We start from the raw sequence: 17,526 nt of genomic DNA on the forward strand, positions 1-17,526 counted from the left end.
CGGCGGGGATCAGGGGTACGAGACCACCGTGGACGGCACGGTGGCGGTGCCCGAGGTCGGGGCGCCCACGTCGTTGATGACGTGCTCGTACTGGCCGTTGCCGCCCAGCGAGACGACCAGCAGGTCGTGGAACCTCACCCCGGGCTTCACCGGGGCCCGGAAGCCGTGGTCCTGACGGATCGTCGGGTCCACGTTGTAGTAGCAGTAGCTGCCGAGCCCCCAGCCCTCGTGGGTGGTCACCGAGTCGTCGACGCGGTAGGCGGCGTAGCCCTTGTGGGGGCCGTCCTGGACGGCGGCCTGGTTCGGGGCGTCGTACGCCTTCTCGTTCTGGAAGAAGACCGTGCGGCCGCGCTCGCCGAACCACTCGACGTCGTACTTGTTGAAGTGCTCGACGAAGAGTCCGGTGGCGAGGACGTCGTCGCCGTACACGCGGACGCCGTAGTCGGCGCGGTTGGTCTCCCAGCCGACGCCCTCGCCGTGGTCGGCGCGCCAGACCCAGGTGTGGTCGACGATCGTGTCGTCGCTGTTGACCACCATGGCGACGGTCGCCTTTCCGGCACCGGCGCCGCCCACGCGGAAGTAGACGTCCTGGACGGTGGTGGGGTCGGCGGCGTGGTCGGCGGAGGCGTTCTGCGGCCCGACCTCCAGGAGCGTCGGCGAGTTGACCTGGCCGGCGTCGATCAGGAAGCCGGCGAGACGGACGCCGTCGACGTCGGCGACGCGCATCGCGGTGACGCCGTTGTCCGGGATGATCGTGGCCAGGCCGAGGCCGAGGACGATCGTGCCGGCCCGGTTCACCTCGATGGTCCGGTCGACGTGGTAGACGCCGGGCGTGAGGAGCAGGTGCAGGCCCTGGGCGAGCGCCTGGTTGACGGTTGCGGCGGTGGTGCCGGGCCTGACGACGTAGAACCGGCTCAGGGGGATCTTCTCGCCCTGCGGGGTGCCGTTCGCCCAGGTGGTGCCGCGGGCGTCGGTCCGCTTGGCCGGGGCGAAGACCTTGTACTGGCCGTCCTCCCAGATGAGGTACGGCTTCTCGCGGGAGACCGGGGTGGTGTGGAGGGTGGTGTACTTCGGCTCGGGGAAGGCCTGCGCGGGGGCGCCCTCGGTGCCGGAGAAGACCTGGTTCCAGACGCTGTTGGACCAGCCGCCGATCGAGCTGTCGCGGGTGTACCACTGCTGCTGCGAGTAGTTGCCGACCTGGCCGTCGATCTTCGAGTCGGCGATGTAGCCGCCGCTGGCCCAGCCGTAACCGCTGGGGGCGAGGTTGAGCCCGCCCCTGACGTGCATGCGGCGGAAGGAGGAGGCCTGGGCGACGGCCCACCGGTCGGTGCCGTTCGCCGGGTTGAGGGCGAGGCCCTCGGCGCCGCGCCAGAAGTTCTGGGTGGCGTTGCCGTCGAACCAGCCCGCGTCGACGGTCACGTCGCCGTTGACGGTGGTGTCGTCGGGACGCAGACCGAGGCCGGCGATCTGGGTGTAGAAGCCGAGCTGGGCGTTGAGGCCGTCGTAGGTGCCGGGCTTGAAGAGGAAGGCGTGCCGGCCGCTGCCGAACTGGGCCGACTCCTGCTGGGCGAACACCTCGTCCAGCTCGGCCTGGATGCCGGGCGTGGACGGGTCGAAGACGTGCACGTTCGGTCCGAGGTCGCCGCCGCCGGGCAGGGCCGGGCCGCCGTCGGCGGTGCCGTGGACCTGGAACTCCCAGAGGGAGTAGCCCCATCCGGTGGCCCGGGCTGTGCCGTACACGCGGACGTAGCGGGCGGTGCCGGTGACGGGCAGGGACTCGTTGCCGCCGGGGCCGCTCGCCGTGCTGTAGGCGGTGGTCCAGTCGGTGCCGTTGCCGGAGAGCTCGATGCGGTACGCCTTGGCGTAGGCGGTCTCCCAGCGCAGGTCGACCCTGCTGAGCGCGGCCGGGGCGCCCAGGTCCACCTGGATCCACTGCGGGTCGGCGAAGGCGCTGGACCAGCGGGTGCCGGGGTCGCCGTCGACGGCGGCGCTCGCGGGGGTGCCGGCGTTCTCCTGGCTGGAGGCGGTGACGGGCCTGCCCTGCGAGAGCAGGACGGGGGCGGCCGCGGCGGGCGGTGCGGCGACCAGCGCGAGGAGCCCGGCGAGGAGGGCGGTGACGAGGACGGCGGCGGTGGCGCGGGGGCCCGGGCGTGGGGGTGGCGCGGGACGGGTGCCGGCAGCGGGCATGGCTCGATCTCCTCGGGCATGCGGGGGAGTTGGGGAAAGGGAGCGCGCACTCCGCAGCAGATGCTGACGGTTGGCCCGTAGGAGGGTCAAGGCCTCCGACACGACTTTTCTTTTGGCTTGCATTAAGCGTCGAGATAGATACCGGCGAGGGCTTCACGAAGGTGCCGGGCACGCGGAAGCCCCGGACCTGCGTGCGGTCCGGGGCTCAGAGGGGGAAGTGGAGCTACGCGACGGAGCCTATGCGCCCGTCCGGCTCGCGGGGCCCGTCGTGGTGGATCGGGGTGTGGGCGCCCGTGAGGGAGACGCCGCTGCCGCCGCGGCGGTTGGCGACGATCTCGGCACCGATCGAGAGGGCGGTCTCCTCGGGCGTGCGCGCGCCGAGGTCGAGGCCGATCGGGGAGCGCAGGCGGGCGAGTTCGAGTTCGGTGACGCCGACCTCGCGGAGGCGCTCGTTGCGGTCCTCGTGGGTGCGACGGGAGCCCATCGCGCCGATGTAGGCGACGGGAAGCCTCAGGGCGGCCTGGAGGAGGGGCACGTCGAACTTGGCGTCGTGCGTGAGGACGCAGAGGACGGTCCGGCCGTCGACCTCGGTCGACTCCAGGTAGCGGTGGGGCCAGTCGACGACGATCTCGTCGGCCTCGGGGAAGCGGGCCGGCGTCGCGAAGACGGGCCGCGCGTCGCAGACGGTGACGTGGTAGCCGAGGAACTTGCCGACCCGGACGAGGGCGGAGGCGAAGTCGATGGCGCCGAAGACGATCATGCGGGGGGCGGGCACGGAGGACTCGACCAGGAGGGTCAGCGGCTGTCCGCAGCGGCTGCCGTCCTCGCCGATCTCCACGGTGCCGGTGCGGCCCGCGTCGAGCATCGCCCCGGCCTCGGCGGCCGCGGTGCGGTCCAGCTCGGGGTGGCCGCCGAGCTTCCCCTCGTACGAACCGTCGGGGCGGACGAGCAGGGCCCGGCCCATCAGCTCGTCGGGGCCCCCGACGATCCGGGCCAGGGCCGCCGCCTCCCCCGAGACGGCGGCCGCGAACGCGGCGGGGAGGACCCCGCCGCGGACCGGGGTGACGAGGATGTCGATGATGCCGCCGCAGGTCAGTCCGACCGCGAAGGCGTCCTCGTCGCTGTAGCCGAAGCGCTCGACGACGGTCTTCCCGTCTTCGAGGGCCTGGACGCACAGGTCGTAGACCGCCCCCTCCACACACCCGCCGGAGACCGATCCGATCGCCGTGCCGTCGCTGTCGACGGCGAGGGCGGCTCCCGGCTGCCGGGGCGCGCTGCCGCCGACGGCCACCACGGTGGCGACGGCGAACGTGCGTCCCTGCTCGACCCACCGGTGCAGCTCTTCGGCGATGTCCAGCATGTCGGTCTCCTTGGGTGTGTACGGAGGGGGGTCGGGCGTCAGCTGACGCCCAGCCAACCCTCGATCGGGTGAAGGGCGAAGAACACGATGAAGATCGCGGTCAGGGCCCACATGAACGCGCCGACCTCGCGCGCCTTGCCCTGCGCCACCTTGATGACGGTGTAGGCGATGACGCCGGCCGCGACGCCCGGGGTGATGCTGTAGGTGAACGGCATCAGGACGACGGTCAGGAAGACCGGGATCGCGACGGAGCTGTCGCCCCAGTTCACGTGCTTGGCGTTCATCATCATCATCGCGCCGATGACGACCAGGGCGGCGGAGCCGACCTCACGGGGCACGATCTGGGTGATCGGCGTGAAGAAGAGGCAGGCCGCGAAGAACAGGCCGGTGATGACCGAGGAGAAGCCGGTGCGGGCGCCTTCGCCGACGCCGGTGGCGGACTCCACGAAGACGGTCTGGCCGGAGGCGCCGGAGACGCCGCCGATCGCGCCGCCCGCGCCGTCGATGAACAGCGCCTTGGACAGGCCGGGCATCCGGCCCTTGTCGTCGGCGAGGTTGGCCTCGGTGCCGACGCCGATGATGGTGGCCATGGCGTCGAAGAAGCCGGCGAGGACGAGGGTGAAGACGATGACGCCGACGGTGATGTAGCCGACGTCGCCCCAGCCGCCGAAGGAGACGTCGCCGAAGAGCGAGAAGTCCGGGCTGGAGACCGCGCTGCCCTTGAGCTCCGGGGCGCCGTTGGCCCAGGCGCCCGGGCCCTTGGCCGGGATGTCGGCGACCGCGTTGACGATCAGGGAGATGACGGTGCCGGCGACGATGCCGATGAGGATGGCGCCCGGGACCTTGCGGGCCTGGAGGGCGAAGATCGCGAGCAGGGTGACCGCGAAGATCAGCACCGGCCAGCCGACGAGTTCGCCGCCGGCGCCCATGGTGACGGGCGGGCCGAACTGCGGGCCGGCGCCCACGAAGCCGGCCTTGTTGAAGCCGATCAGCGCGATGAAGAGGCCGATGCCGATGGTGATGCCGTGCTTGAGCGGCAGCGGGATCGCGTTCATGATCATCTCACGGAGACCGGTGACCACCAGGAGGCAGATCACCACACCGTAGACGACGCACATGCCCATGGCCTGCGGCCAGGTCATCTGCGGCACGACCTGGGTCGCGAGCACACCGGAGACGCTGAGCCCCGCCGCGAGGACGAGCGGGACCTTGCCGACGAAGCCCATCAGCAGGGTGGTCACCGCCGCCGCGAAGGCGGTCGCCGTGATGACGGCGGAGGTGGCGAGGACGTGCTTGTCGACGTCCGGGCCGCCGAGGAGGATCGGGTTGAGCAGGAGAATGTACGCCATCGCCATGAAGGTGGTGACGCCGCCGCGGATCTCCGTCGCGACGGTGGATCCTCTCTCCGAGATGTGAAAGTACCGGTCGAGCCAAGAACGCCCGGCGGGGTTGCGCGAGCCGGAGCCCGCGTCCTCCGCGGTGGTCTTGGGCTCCACAGACGACTGGGTCATGGGGCCTACTCCCAAGGTTCAAAGGGGCACCCGCATCAGACTTCGAAGCTCTGACGGTGAAGCTGCGGGATTTGGGATATTTCGTTGGCTGCACGACCCGGGGGACGGCCCGAGACGAACGGGGTACTGCCGTGAAGCGGGGTACTGCGGTGATGCGGGTTTCCCGAGAGGGAGTGCTCCGGGCGGTGCGGGCGGTGGAAGTGTGACGTTCCTGGGAGGCACACACCGCCCGGAGAGTCCTACAGGGTGCCGGTGAGCGCCTCGGGGCGGACCGGCGTCTTGTTGAGCTCCAGGCCCGTCGCCGCCCGGATCGCCGCGAGGACGGCCGGGGTGGACGACAGGGTCGGGGCCTCGCCGATGCCCCGGACGCCGTACGGCGCGTTGGGGTCGGCCAGCTCGAGGTAGTCGACCGGGATGGTCGGCGTGTCGAGGATGGTCGGGATCAGGTAGTCCGTGAAGGAGGGGTTGCGCACCTTCGCGGTCTTCGGGTCGACGATGATCTCCTCCATCACCGCGACGCCCAGGCCCTGGGTGGTGCCACCCTGGATCTGGCCGACCACGGAGAGCGGGTTGACCGCCTTGCCGACGTCCTGCGCGCAGGCCAGCTCGATCACCTTCACGAGACCGAGCTCGGTGTCCACCTCCACGACCGCGCGGTGCGCGGCGAAGGCGTACTGGACGTGGCCGTTGCCCTGGCCGGTGACGAGGTCGAAGGCCTGGGTGGGACGGTGCCGCCACTCCTCCTCGACCTCCACGACCTGGTCCTCCAGGACGTCCGCGATGCTCGCGAGGGCCTCGCCGCCGTCGGTGACGACCTTGCCGCCCTCCAGGAGGAGTTCGGCGTTGGCCCAGGCCGGGTGGTACGAGCCGAACTTGCGCCGGCCGATCTCCAGGACCTTCTCGCGGACGATCCCGCAGGAGTTCTTGATGGCGCCGCCGGTCATGTACGTCTGGCGGCCCGCGGAGGTCGAACCGGCCGAGCCCACCTGGGTGTCGGCGGGGTGGATGGTGACCTGCTGGACGCCGAGTTCGGTGCGGGCGATCTGGGCGTGGATGGTGACGCCGCCCTGGCCGACCTCCGCCGCGGCGGTGTGGACCGTGGCGACGGCCTCGCCGTTGATGACCTCGATGCGGATCTTGGCGGTCGAGTAGTCGTCGAAGCCCTCGGAGAAGCCGACGTTCTTGATGCCGACGGCGTAGCCGACGCCGCGGACGACGCCCTCGCCGTGCGAGGTGTTGGACAGGCCGCCCGGCAGCGCGCGGACGTCCGCGCCCTCGCCGGCGGTCTCCCACTGGCGCTCCGGGGGCATCGGGCGGGCCTTGACCCGGCGCAGCAGCTCGGCGACCGGGGCCGGCGAGTCCACGACCTGGCCGGTCGGCATGATCGTGCCCTGCTCCATGGCGTTGAGCTGGCGCAGCTCCACCGGGTCCATGCCCAGCTTGGCCGCGAGCTTGTCCATCTGCGCCTCGTAGGCGAAGCAGGCCTGGACCGCGCCGAAGCCGCGCATGGCGCCGCAGGGCGGGTTGTTGGTGTAGAGGCCGATCGCCTCGATCTCCACGTCGTCGACGACGTAGGGGCCGATCGAGAGGGAGGAGGCGTTGCCGACGACCGAGGCCGTGGACGACGCGTACGCGCCGCCGTCGAGCACGATCTTGCACTTGACGTGCGTGAGCTTGCCGTCCTTGGTGGCGCCGTGCTCGTAGTAGAGCTTCGCCGGGTGCCGGTGGACGTGGCCGAAGAAGGACTCGTACCGGTTGTAGACCATCTTCACCGGCTTGCCGGTGCGCAGCGCGAGGATCGAGGCGAGGATCTGCATCGAGATGTCCTCGCGGCCGCCGAACGCGCCGCCGACGCCCGCCATGGTCATGCGGACCTTCTCCTCGGGCAGGCCGAGGCAGGGGGCGATCTGCTTGAGGTCCGAGTGCAGCCACTGGGTGGCGACGTACAGGTCGACGCCGCCGTCCTCGGCCGGTACGGCGAGGCCGGACTCGGGGCCGAGGAAGGCCTGGTCCTGCATGCCGAAGGTGTACTCGCCCTTGACGATCACGTCGGCGCGCTTGGCGGCCTCGGCGGCGTTGCCGCGGATGATCGGCTGGCGGTGCACGATGTTGGGGTGCGGGACGTGACCGGAGTGGTGGTCGTCGCGGTTCTCGTGGACCAGGATCGCGTCCGGGGCGAGGGCGGAGGCCTCGTCCGTGATGAGCGGGAGCTCCCGGTACTCGACCTTGATCTTCGCGGCGGCGCGGCGGGCGGTCTCCGGGTGGTCGGCGGCCACGAGGGCGACCGGCTCACCGTGGTGACGGACCTTGCCGTAGGCGAGGACCGGGGTGTCCTGGAACTCCATGCCGTAGTTCTTCGCGGCCGGCAGGTCCTCGTGGGTCAGGACGGCGTAGACGCCGTCCATCGTCAGGGCCTCGGAGGTGTCGATGGACACGATCTCGGCGTGCGCGACGGTGGAGCGCAGGATCTGGCCCCACAGCATGTCCTCGTGCCACATGTCCGAGGAGTAGGCGAACTCGCCGGTGACCTTGAGGGTGCCGTCCGGGCGGAGCGTGGACTCGCCGACGCCGCCCTTGACGTGGTTCTGGGTGACGTTGGTGGGCGTACCCACCGGAAGTGTGTTCTGAGCCATCGTCAGACCGCCTCTCCCTGACGCTCCTGGCGAGCGGCCGCGAGGCGGACCGCGTCGAGGATCTTCTCGTAACCGGTGCAGCGGCAGAGGTTGCCGGAGAGCGCCTCGCGGATGTCCGCGTCCGTCGGGGACGGGTTGCGCTCCAGCATCTCGTCGGCCGCCACGAGCAGACCGGGGGTGCAGAAACCGCACTGGACGGCGCCCGCGTCGATGAACGCCTGCTGGATCGGCGAGAGTTCGACGCCCTCGCCGGTCTGCGAGTCCTGGGCGGGCTTCGCCTCCCACTTCTTGGCGGCGTCGACCGAGGTGCCGCAGGCGCCGGAGGCGCAACCGCCGTGCGCCTCGCGCTCCTTGGCGTACTCCGCCAGGCCCTCGACGGTGATGACCTCGCGGCCCTCGACCTGACCGGCGGCGACCAGACACGAACAGACCGGCACGCCGTCGAGGCGGACCGTGCAGGAGCCGCACTCGCCCTGCTCGCACGCGTTCTTGGAGCCGGGCAGACCCAGGCGCTCACGCAGAACGTAGAGGAGGGACTCGCCCTCCCAGACGTCGTCGGCTTCCTGCGGACGACCGTTGACCGTGAAATTGACGCGCATGGTTATGCAGCTCCCTCAAGCGTGCGGCCGGCGCCGCGGTACTGCTCCCAGGTCCAGCCGAGCTGGCGGCGAGCCATGATGCCGACGGCGTGGCGCCGGTACTTGGCGGTGCCGCGGACGTCGTCGATCGGGTTGGCGGCGGCCGAGCAGAGGTCGGCGAACTGCTTCGCGATCGAAGGGGTGATGATCTTGCCGTTGTCCCAGAAGCCGCCCTCCTCCAGAGCCGCGTTCAGGAAGGCCTCGGCCTCCTTGGCGCGGATCGGGGTGGGCGCGGCGGAGCCGATGCCGGTGCGCACGGTCCGGGTCTCCGGGTGCAGGGCCAGGCCGAAGGCGCAGACGGCGATGACCATCGCGTTGCGGGTGCCGACCTTGGAGTACTGCTGGGGGCCGTCCGCCTTCTTGATGTGGACGGTCTTGATGAGCTCGTCGGGCTGGAGCGCGTTGCGCTTCACGCCCGTGTAGAACTCGTCGATCGGGATGAAGCGGTTGCCGCGCACCGACTCGACCTCGACCTCGGCGCCCGCGGCGAGCAGGGCCGGGTGGGCGTCGCCGGCGGGCGACGCGGTGCCGAGGTTGCCGCCCACGCCGCCGCGGTTGCGGATCTGCGGGGAGGCGACCGTGTGCGAGGCCAGTGCCAGACCCGGGAGCTCCGCGCGCAGGTTCTCCATGATCTGCGTGTACGGGACGGAGGCGCCGAGGCGGACGTTCTCCTCGCCGACCTCCCACTCGCGCAGCAGCTCGATACGGTTCAGGTCCAGGAGGTACTCGGGGCGTCGGTGGTCGAAGTTGATCTCGACCATGACGTCGGTACCACCGGCGATGGGCACGGCCGTGGGGTGCTCGGCCTTGGCGGCGAGCGCCTCCTCCCAGCTGGCGGGGCGAAGGAAGTCCATGGTGGCTCTCTTCTAGTGATTCTGGTGATCGGGGGTCGAGCTAGTGGGTCCGGGGGGACGGCCGGCCCTCGACGTCGTGTTCATGTGCTGTTCACGCGGTGTGTGGCCTAGTACACAAGGCACGGTCGCCCGGGGTGCAGTCACCGAAAACATGAAGGAGTTGGCTGGTGCCCGTCGTCGTCTTGTAGATTCGAACGAACGACGGGAAACAGAAACCTCTCCGTTTCCCCCTGGAAACGGTGGCACCGCGCCACCGTCGACAACGCGACACCACCATCACCGAACGAAGGAACGGCGGCGACACGATGCGGCTGCGCGCACTGCTGGAGAACGACGCGCTCGGGCTGCGCCTGCTCGGCGGCGAGGACGAGCTGGACCGGACCGTCCGAGGCGTCATGACGACGGACCTCAAGGACCCCAGCCGGTACCTGTCCGGCGGCGAGCTGGTGCTGACCGGCCTCGCCTGGCGGACGGACCCGGCCGACGCCGAGCCCTTCGTCCGGATCCTGGCCTCGGCCGGAGTGGCGGCGCTCGCGGCGGGCGAGGCCGAGCTGGGGGACATCCCCGACGATCTCGTGGAGGCGTGTTTGCGCCACCGGCTGCCGCTGTTCGCCGTGAACGAGTCCGTTGCGTTCGCGACGATCACCGAGCACGTTGTTCGACAGGTCTCCGGCGAGCGGGCCGGTGACCTGGCGGCCGTCGTCGACCGGCACCGGCGGCTGATGACCTCCGGACCGGCGGGCGGCGGGCCCGAGGTCGTCCTCGACCTCCTCGGCTCCGACCTGGACCTGCGGGCCTGGGTCCTCTCCCCCACCGGCCGCCAGATCGCGGGCGCGGGCGAGCCCCTGGAGGCCGGCCTCGCCGCCACCCTGGCCGGTGAGCACCTGGCCGCCACCCGGACCGGCCGGCGCGGCCCGCACCGGCTGAGCGTCGCCGGAACCGCGTACTCGCTCTTCCCCATCCGGAACGCGGGCCGGGGCGCCGCCCCCGCCGCCCGGGACGTGCGCGAGACGGTCCTGTCGGACTGGCTGCTGGCCGTCGAGGCGGACGCCGGGGAGTGGCCCGCCGCCCGGCTCGACCTGCTCCAGGGCGTCACCCAGCTGATCGCCGTCGAGCGGGACCGGCGCGACGCGGCCCGTACGGTACGGCGCCGGCTCGCCCAGGAGGTCCTGGAGCTGGTGCAGACGGGGGCCGCGCCCGCCGAGATCGCGGCCCGGCTGCGGGTCGCCGCCCCGGTGCTGCTGCCCGGGCTCGGCACGGCCCCGCACTGGCAGGTGGTCGTCGCCCGCGTGGAGTGGGACCAGGAGGCCGGTCAGGCTCCCGTGGAGAGCGGACCGGTCGCGCAGTCGCTCCTGGAGGAGGTCCTCGTCGACCCGGCGGCCGTCGGCGCCGAGTCGGCCGACCGGATCGCGGTCGCGCACAGCGGCGACGAGGCGATCGCCCTGGTGCCGCTGGCCACGGGCCCGCTGCCGGAGAGCGAGGACGAGGGCCCGGCCCCCGCCCTCGGCCTCCACGCGGACGTGCTGCTCGCCTCCGTACGGGCGCCGCTCTCCGCGGGCCTCGACGGCGACGGACGCCTCACGCTGGGCGTCAGCGCCGCCGTGCACTCGGCGGAGGGCCTGCGCGGGGCCCTGGAGGAGGCCCGGCACGCCCGCCGGGTGGCCGCCGCCCGGCCGGGCCGGGTCTGTGCCGCCGGGCACCACGAGCTGGCCTCGCACGTGCTGCTGCTGCCGTTCGTCCCGGACGACGTCCGGCGCGCCTTCACGGCCCGGCTGCTCGACCCGCTGCGCGACTACGACCGGCGCCACCGGGCGGAGCTCATCCCGACCCTGGAGGCGTTCCTGGACTGCGACGGCTCCTGGACCCGCTGCGCGACCCGCCTCCACCTGCACGTGAACACGCTGCGCTACCGGGTGGGCCGGATCGAGCAGCTCACCGGCCGTGACCTCTCCCGCCTGGAGGACAAGCTCGACTTCTTCCTGGCGCTGCGGATGAGCTGAGCCGGACGGGGCGAGCCCGTCCGGTCGGGCCGATCCGTTCGGCCCGGTTGAGCCGTCCGGGGGAACCGGACCGGATCCACGAGGGCCCGGCGGGGCTCCGGTGATTCACTCCTTCGGGCGAGTCCGGAGGAGTGGCGACCGGGGCCGCGGCGGGCCCTCCGGCGTGGGGCCGGCCGACCGGGCCCGGGCCTGATCACCGGCGTGATCACGGGCCGATCGGCCGTCCGGCGCTCCGTCCGAACCGCCCGCGACGGGGGTCGGCGCCCCCTCCGGAGTCTTGTGAAATTTTTCACCCGACCCCTTGGCCGGGTGCTCCCATCCGTGCTGAGATGCCGTCCTACTCAACAGCTCAATGGCGCGCTCGGGGAGGGCAATGTGGCGGATACCGCCATGTCTGGTTCCGAATCAAGGGGTGGCGAAGATCCGTCCCTCGCCTACGGCAAGGAGACACCCGTGGAGACCGCCATATGGCGGCTCCGCTCCCGGGGTTGCTGGACGGACGCGGCCGCGCTGCTCGCGCCGCACGCGTCCGAACCGGCAGCCGCACTCGAACGGGCCGCGCTGCTCATCGAGCGCTGCCTCTACACCGAGAAGGGCTGGGCCGACGCCGAGGAGGCGCTGCGGGCGGCCGAGGCCGTCGCCGGCACCGACGAGGAACGCGGGGCCGCGGCCTGCGAACGCGGCTATCTCGCCTACGCCTCGACCCTGTTGGGGGTGCGCGACCGGGCCGACGAGGCCCGGATGGCGCTGGGCCGGGCGGCGGCGCTGATCGGCCCCGCGGCGGCCGGCCGGCCGCTGCTCGACTTCCGGCGCGGGCTCATCGCCCAGAACCTCGGCGACTCACCGCAGGCGGCCCGCGCCGCGTACCGCAGGGCGCACGAGGGGGCGACCGCCCAGGGCGACTCGCTCCTGCTCTCCTTCACCTGGCGGCACCTCGCCGGACTCGCCCTGCGCGAAGGGGAGTTGGCGGAGGCGCGGCACGGCTTCACGGAGTCCCTGCGGATCCGCGAGGAGCTGGGCTACCTGGTCGGCACGGCCCCGGCGCTCACCGCGCTGGCGACCACGGAGACCGAACCGGAGGCGGGTCGTCTGCGGGCCGAGGCCCGGCGTCTCTTCCAGCTGCTCGGCGGGGTGCCGACCTGGCTCTCGGCCCAGCTGACACCCCGCCCCGCCGCCTGAAGCCGCCCGTACGGGGCGGCTGCTGACGTCCCGTCACGGTTCAGTTCCGCGGCGCGAGGCACACCAGGCTCTCGTCGGTTCCGACGAGCAGGGAGCCCGCGCCGGTGACCGCGACCGCGCGGACCGGGGGGCCCGGGCGGAAGGAGAGCGTCGGACCGCCCTCCGGCCGGTGGAGTTCGACCAGGCCGTCGGCCCAGGCCGCGGCGACCAGCGGCCCGTGCGGGGTCTCGGTCGCGTGCAGGGAGACGACCGGCGAGGGGCGTTCGGCGAGGGGCTCGGGGCGCGCGGTGCGGCCCGGCGTCCAGAGCCGGACGCTCCCGTCCGCGCCGCCGGAGCAGACGAACGGGGTCTCGGACTCGACCGCGGCGACGGCCGTGACCCGGCCGCTGTGCGCGGCCGACTGGTGAAGTCCCGTCAGGCCGAAGGCGTGGACGGAGCCCAGCCGGTCCCCCACCACCACCGAGCCGGCGATCGCCGCGAGGGCCGTGCCCGGGTGGCGGGCCAGGGTCGCCGAGACCGCCTCGGTCAGCCGCTCCAGGTACGGGGGCCTGGGCACCGTTCCGCGTACGGCGTGCAGCCGGCCCCGGTCGTCCAGGAGCAGCACCGTGCCGTCGGGCGCGGGCGCCAGCGCGGTGATCCGGCCTGGGACGGTGTGCGCGAGACGGCCGGCCGGGCTCGCGTCGGCCTCGTGGAGCAGACGCACGGTGCCGGTGGGGTCGCCGACGAGGAGGGTGCCCTCCAGGGGGCCGCCCGCCGCGCCGAGCACGGCGACGGGGCCCGGCCAGGGCGGTGTCAGGTCGCCGCGGTGACGGGCCCACCGGAGCCGCCACGGCGCGGCCGCCGCGAGGTCGGCGAGCGCGGGGCGGAGCCGGGGGTCGGCACCGTCGCCCAGCGCGGCGAGCAGGACCAGCGCCCTGTCCGAGGGGTCCTGGTCGCGGCAGAGCGACTGCCCGGCGCGCATCCAGGCCGTGCGGAGCCCCCCGTGCTCGTCGACGGTGCCCTCGCCGGGCCGGGCGGACGGCTCGGGCCCGTCGAGGGTGCCGGGCACCCCGGCGAGGGCGGCGCCGGTGACGTACGCCGTGGTGACGAGCAGCGGGTCGGCCGCGCAGACGGCGGCCGGGTCGGAGAGGTCCGGCAGCGGCGGGGCCGGCTCCGCCCGGACGCCGTCGGCGGACTCGGGGCCGCCGTCCAGGTCGACGACGGTGACCCGGCGTCCGGCGCGCAGGGCGGCCGGGGCCGGGGTGTCGCTCCGGGCCTCGACCACGAGGCGGATCCTCCCGACTTCGGCGAGCTCCACGATGAGCCGGGTGAGCGCGGCGGGTTCGGCGGCCGCGTGGAGGTCCGTGAGGAGGAGGACGGCCCGGCCGGCGGGCCGCGGCTCGCTGGTGGCGAGGGCGTGGACGAGGTCGCCGGGCGACCGGGCCACGACACCGAGGCGGTCGGCGATCGTCCAGGCCGCGCCGAGGGCGCTCTGCCCGGCGAGCGGGACGAGCGCCCGGGGCGCCCGGCGGCGGGAGCGTCCGGAGCGCGGGCCGTGGGCGGCGAGCCAGCCGAGGAGCGCCGTCTTGCCGTTGCCCGGGGCGCCGGTGACGAGACAGAGCCGGGGCGCCTCGGGATCGGTGAGCCAGCCGAGCAGCGCGGCGGCCTCGGGTTCCGTACCGCCCCATGCCGGGGGCGGACTCGCGGACGGCATGGGACACCTCACGGGTGACGCGGTACGGCGAACGGCTGACGCCTCCGACCTTAGTCGTCCCGGGGCCGCGGGGAGCCCCGTCGATCAGGACCGGATCATGCCCTGTCCGGTCGGCGGGGAGGGTCTCAGCACTCCGAGCCGGTGAAGTGCTCTCGCACCAGGGCCTGGACGACGGTCAGGTCCTGGGCGATCAGGGCGTCCAGCAGGGCGGTGTGCTCGGCGGCGTCGGCGACGAGGTCGCCGTGGCGGAGGGCGGGGGCGCTGATCAGGGGCCACTGCGAGCGGCGGTGGAGGTCGTCCGCGACGGCGAGCAGCTGCTCGTTCCCGGCGAGGGAGAGGACGGCCCGGTGGAAGGCCCGGTCGGTCTCGGCGTAGTGGGCGCGGTCGCCCCGGGCGGCGGCGGTCGCGGTGGCCTCGGCGAGCGGCCGGAGCTCGGCCCAGCGGGCGGCCGGGACCGTGCGGGCGAGCCGCAGCATGACGGGGACCTCGATGAGCGCGCGGACCTCGGCGAGTTCGGCGAGCTCGCGGGGGGTGCGCTCGGTGACGCGGAAGCCGCGGTTGGGCACGACCTCGACGGCCCCCTCGACGGCGAGGCGCTGCATGGCCTCGCGGACGGGGGTGGCCGAGACGCCGAAGCGCTCGGCGAGGACGGGGGCCGAGTACACCTCGCCGGGGCGGAGCTCACCGCCGACGAGGGCGGTGCGGAGCGCTTCGAGGATCTGGCCGCGGACGGAGTGCCTGCGCACGGTGCGGGGGCCGGGGCCCGCCGGTTCGTCGTGGGTGTGCTCACCGCGGGCGTGCTCGGGGCCACGGCCCGGCTCCGTGCCGCGCGTCTGCTCCGGGACCCGTGCGGACTCCGCGCGCGGCGGCTCCGGACGTACGGACGCCGTGCGCGCGGACTCCGGACGTACGGTCCCCGCGGCGTCGCCGAAGGGCGGGGACGGTCTCTCCGTCGCCCGCTCGCGCGCTGCGCCCTGCTCCACCCGGGTCCTCCTGCGGCCTCGTGCCGGGCCCGGCTCGCGTCGCCAGGGCCCTCTGTGCACCATAGGCGAACGGACCGACATCCGGGGCATACGGGCTGCCCCGCAGGTGGGAGGGGTTCTCCGGTGGTGAGAGACCACCCCGAATCGGGTAAGGTAAGGCTAACCTGCCAACGCTCGCGATTCGGTGGTCCGCATGACCGTCCCCGCCCTGTTGCCCGCTCCCCTCGCCTCGCCCGTCGCGGCTTCCTACGCCCGGCTCTCCGAGGTCTTCTCCGGCCTGCGGATGGAGGAACACGCCCGGGGCGAACTGCTGCCGAGCGGCGTGGGCTGGGTCGGCGCGGACGAGCTCGCGGCCGGCGGCCCCCGCCTCGACGCCTTCCTCGCCTGGGACGACGCGCAGGTGCTGCGCGACCACGGCACCCGCGCCCGCCCCGACGTCGTCGCGAGCTTCGGGCTGCACCGGTACGCCTGGCCCGCCTGTCTCCTCGTCACCCTCCCCTGGTTCCTGGACCGCAGGGTGCCCCGCCTGCCCGTCCGGAACGTGGCCTTCCAGCGTGCGATCGGCCGCATGGCGGTCCGGGTGGAGGAGTTCGCCTGCCTGCCGGGCGACCCCGCGGCCGCCCTCCCCGGCGCCCGGGTCGTCGCCGACGAGGAGGCGCTGCGGGCCGAGGTGCGCGCCTCGCTCGCCGAGCACTTCGAGGCCGTCCTCGACGGCTTCGGTCCCCGGATGCGGCGCGGCCGCCGGGCCCTGTGGGGGATGGCCACGGACGAGATCGTCGAGGGCCTCTGGTACGTCGCGGCCCTGCTCGGCGAGGAGCGGCGGGCGATGGCCGAGCTCGAACTCCTCCTGCCGGGCACCCCCAAGCCGTACAAGCCGTACGCGGGCGGGGCGGGTTTCCGCGAGCTGGCCGGCACCGAGGGGGCGGACGGCGCCCCGCGCGTCACCCGCGACCGGGCCACGTGCTGCTTCTTCTACACGCTGCGCCCCGAGGACACCTGTCTCACCTGTCCGCGCACCTGCGACGCCGAGCGCGTCCGCCGACTGGCCGCGCCCGCCTGAGGCTCCTGGGCCACGACCTCGATTACGCCACCCGTTCGAGTGGCTCGAATCGAACTCAATCACCCCTCCCTGTACGGGTGTTCGACCAGATCGCACCTATTCGTGCGCCCCGCGACCCCGATGGCGTGCTCTTGCCCCGAAACCCCTTGAGCACCCCACGGGGTCGGCCAGTATGGGCCGCCAAACGCCCTACTGCGATGCAAGGGACACCGCATGAGACTGACCGACATATCGCTGGACTGGCTGCTTCCGGGTGGCGTGATGGTGGCCGGAGTCCTGACGGCGGTGGCGGTGCTCGCGCGCGGGAAGCGCGCCGGTGACCAGGCCGCGGCCGACGACTCCTGGGAACGCAGCGAGGAGCGCCGCAGACGCAAGGAGGCCGTCTACGGATTCGCCTCGTACGGTCTGCTCTTCCTCTGCGCGGCCGTCGCGGCGGCGCTCTCCTTCCACGGTCTCGTCGGCTTCGGCCGGCAGAACCTGAACCTCGCCGGGGGCTGGGAGTACCTCGTCCCCTTCGGCCTCGACGGCGCCGCCATGTTCTGCTCGGTGCTCGCGGTCCGCGAGGCCAGCCACGGCGACGCGGCCCTCGGCTCGCGCCTGCTCGTCTGGCTGTTCGCGGGCGCGGCGGCCTGGTTCAACTGGGTGCACGCACCGCGCGGTCTGGGCCACGACGGCGCTCCGCACTTCTTCGCCGGCATGTCCCTCTCGGCGGCGGTCCTCTTCGACCGGGCGCTGAAGCAGACCCGCAGGGCCGCGCTGCGCGAGCAGGGCCTGGTGCCCCGCCCGCTGCCGCAGATCCGCATCGTGCGGTGGCTGAGGGCGCCCCGGGAGACCTTCGCGGCCTGGTCGCTGATGCTCCTGGAGGGCGTGCGGACCCTGGACGAGGCGGTCGACGAGGTGCGCGAGGACCGGCGGGAGAAGGAGCAGAACCGGCTCCGCCGGCGCGACCAGGTCAAGCTGGACCGGGCCAGGCTCAAGGCGATCAACCGTCAGCACCGTGCCTTCGGGCTCGGCCGCGGCGGCGGTCGCCAGGTCGAGATGGCGGCCCTCGGCACCTCGTCCGGTACGGGTCCCGGCCCGGGTGCGGGCAGCGGTTCGGGCTCCGCGACGGCGGCCGTGCAGGCAGCCGTCGCGGAGCCCGCCATAGCGGACCCCGGACAGTTGCCGCTTCGACCCCGGCCCTCCCTCCAAGCCGTGAGGGGCGATGAGCCCCGCCCCGGCGAGTCCCGGACGGTGGACCTCACCGCCGAGGACGACACCCAGGCGCTGCCCCGTCTCGACTCCCTGGAGCGCAAGCTCAAGGATCTGGAGCAGCAGTTCGGCTGAACGGGGGAACAGAAGGAGACCGGCGGGGGGGCCCCCCCCCCGGCCCCCCCCCCCCCCCCCCCCCCCCACCCCCCCCCCCCCCCCGCCCCCCCCCGCCCCCCC

At 73.4% G+C, this 17,526-nt stretch carries 12 protein-coding genes; 4 read left to right on the forward strand and 8 right to left on the reverse strand.

The features are described 5' to 3' along the window. Nucleotides 1-9: 9 nt before the first annotated feature. The 6 genes from K7G60_RS28295 to K7G60_RS28320 all read right to left on the reverse strand — a co-directional run bounded on the left by K7G60_RS28295 (nucleotide 10) and on the right by K7G60_RS28320 (nucleotide 9,183). Nucleotides 10-2,187 carry a discoidin domain-containing protein gene (locus K7G60_RS28295; protein ID WP_225803788.1) on the reverse strand — a complete coding sequence of 726 codons (2,178 nt, stop codon included), beginning with the start codon at nucleotides 2,185-2,187 and terminating at the stop codon, nucleotides 10-12. A gap of 223 nt (nucleotides 2,188-2,410) precedes the next feature. After that, nucleotides 2,411-3,547 carry an XdhC family protein gene (locus K7G60_RS28300; protein WP_225803789.1) on the reverse strand — a complete coding sequence of 379 codons (1,137 nt, stop codon included), beginning with the start codon at nucleotides 3,545-3,547 and terminating at the stop codon, nucleotides 2,411-2,413. Nucleotides 3,548-3,585: 38 nt separating this feature from the next. After that, nucleotides 3,586-5,058 (reverse strand): NCS2 family permease, encoded by a 1,473-nt coding sequence (locus tag K7G60_RS28305; RefSeq protein WP_225803790.1) that lies wholly within the window; start codon nucleotides 5,056-5,058, stop codon nucleotides 3,586-3,588. 239 nt (nucleotides 5,059-5,297) lie between these two features. Next, nucleotides 5,298-7,691: a xanthine dehydrogenase family protein molybdopterin-binding subunit gene (locus K7G60_RS28310; RefSeq protein WP_225803791.1), complete on the reverse strand. Its 2,394-nt coding sequence runs from the start codon at nucleotides 7,689-7,691 to the stop codon at nucleotides 5,298-5,300. A gap of 2 nt (nucleotides 7,692-7,693) precedes the next feature. Continuing rightward, nucleotides 7,694-8,290: a (2Fe-2S)-binding protein gene (locus tag K7G60_RS28315; RefSeq protein WP_225803792.1), complete on the reverse strand. Its 597-nt coding sequence runs from the start codon at nucleotides 8,288-8,290 to the stop codon at nucleotides 7,694-7,696. A gap of 2 nt (nucleotides 8,291-8,292) precedes the next feature. Beyond that, a complete protein-coding gene (locus tag K7G60_RS28320; protein ID WP_041131867.1) occupies nucleotides 8,293-9,183 on the reverse strand; it encodes a xanthine dehydrogenase family protein subunit M in 891 nt (296 codons plus the stop codon). 305 nt (nucleotides 9,184-9,488) lie between these two features. Between K7G60_RS28320 and K7G60_RS28325 the strand changes: the two genes are divergently transcribed. Together K7G60_RS28325 and K7G60_RS28330 are read left to right on the forward strand one after the other, a co-directional pair. Further along, nucleotides 9,489-11,183 (forward strand): PucR family transcriptional regulator ligand-binding domain-containing protein, encoded by a 1,695-nt coding sequence (locus tag K7G60_RS28325; protein ID WP_225803793.1) that lies wholly within the window; start codon nucleotides 9,489-9,491, stop codon nucleotides 11,181-11,183. Nucleotides 11,184-11,573: 390 nt separating this feature from the next. Then, nucleotides 11,574-12,362 (forward strand): hypothetical protein, encoded by a 789-nt coding sequence (locus K7G60_RS28330; RefSeq protein WP_225803794.1) that lies wholly within the window; start codon nucleotides 11,574-11,576, stop codon nucleotides 12,360-12,362. A gap of 40 nt (nucleotides 12,363-12,402) precedes the next feature. On the opposite strand, the gene K7G60_RS28335 is transcribed toward K7G60_RS28330, so the two are convergent. Together K7G60_RS28335 and K7G60_RS28340 are read right to left on the reverse strand one after the other, a co-directional pair. Next, nucleotides 12,403-14,055 (reverse strand): WD40 repeat domain-containing protein, encoded by a 1,653-nt coding sequence (locus K7G60_RS28335; protein WP_225803795.1) that lies wholly within the window; start codon nucleotides 14,053-14,055, stop codon nucleotides 12,403-12,405. Between the two features lie 125 nt (nucleotides 14,056-14,180). Next, entirely contained in the window at nucleotides 14,181-15,038 is an 858-nt protein-coding gene (locus K7G60_RS28340) for a GntR family transcriptional regulator (protein WP_225803796.1), read from the reverse strand. A gap of 193 nt (nucleotides 15,039-15,231) precedes the next feature. On the opposite strand from K7G60_RS28340, the gene K7G60_RS28345 reads away from it, so the two are divergent. Both K7G60_RS28345 and K7G60_RS28350 read left to right on the forward strand, forming a co-directional pair. After that, entirely contained in the window at nucleotides 15,232-16,098 is an 867-nt protein-coding gene (locus tag K7G60_RS28345; protein WP_225803797.1) for a (2Fe-2S)-binding protein, read from the forward strand. Between the two features lie 213 nt (nucleotides 16,099-16,311). Then, entirely contained in the window at nucleotides 16,312-17,424 is a 1,113-nt protein-coding gene (locus K7G60_RS28350; RefSeq protein WP_225803798.1) for a DUF2637 domain-containing protein, read from the forward strand. Nucleotides 17,425-17,526: the final 102 nt, after the last annotated feature.

The organism is Streptomyces sp. NK15101 (genome assembly GCF_020400725.1).
Taxonomy (GTDB): Bacteria; Actinomycetota; Actinomycetes; order Streptomycetales; family Streptomycetaceae; genus Streptomyces.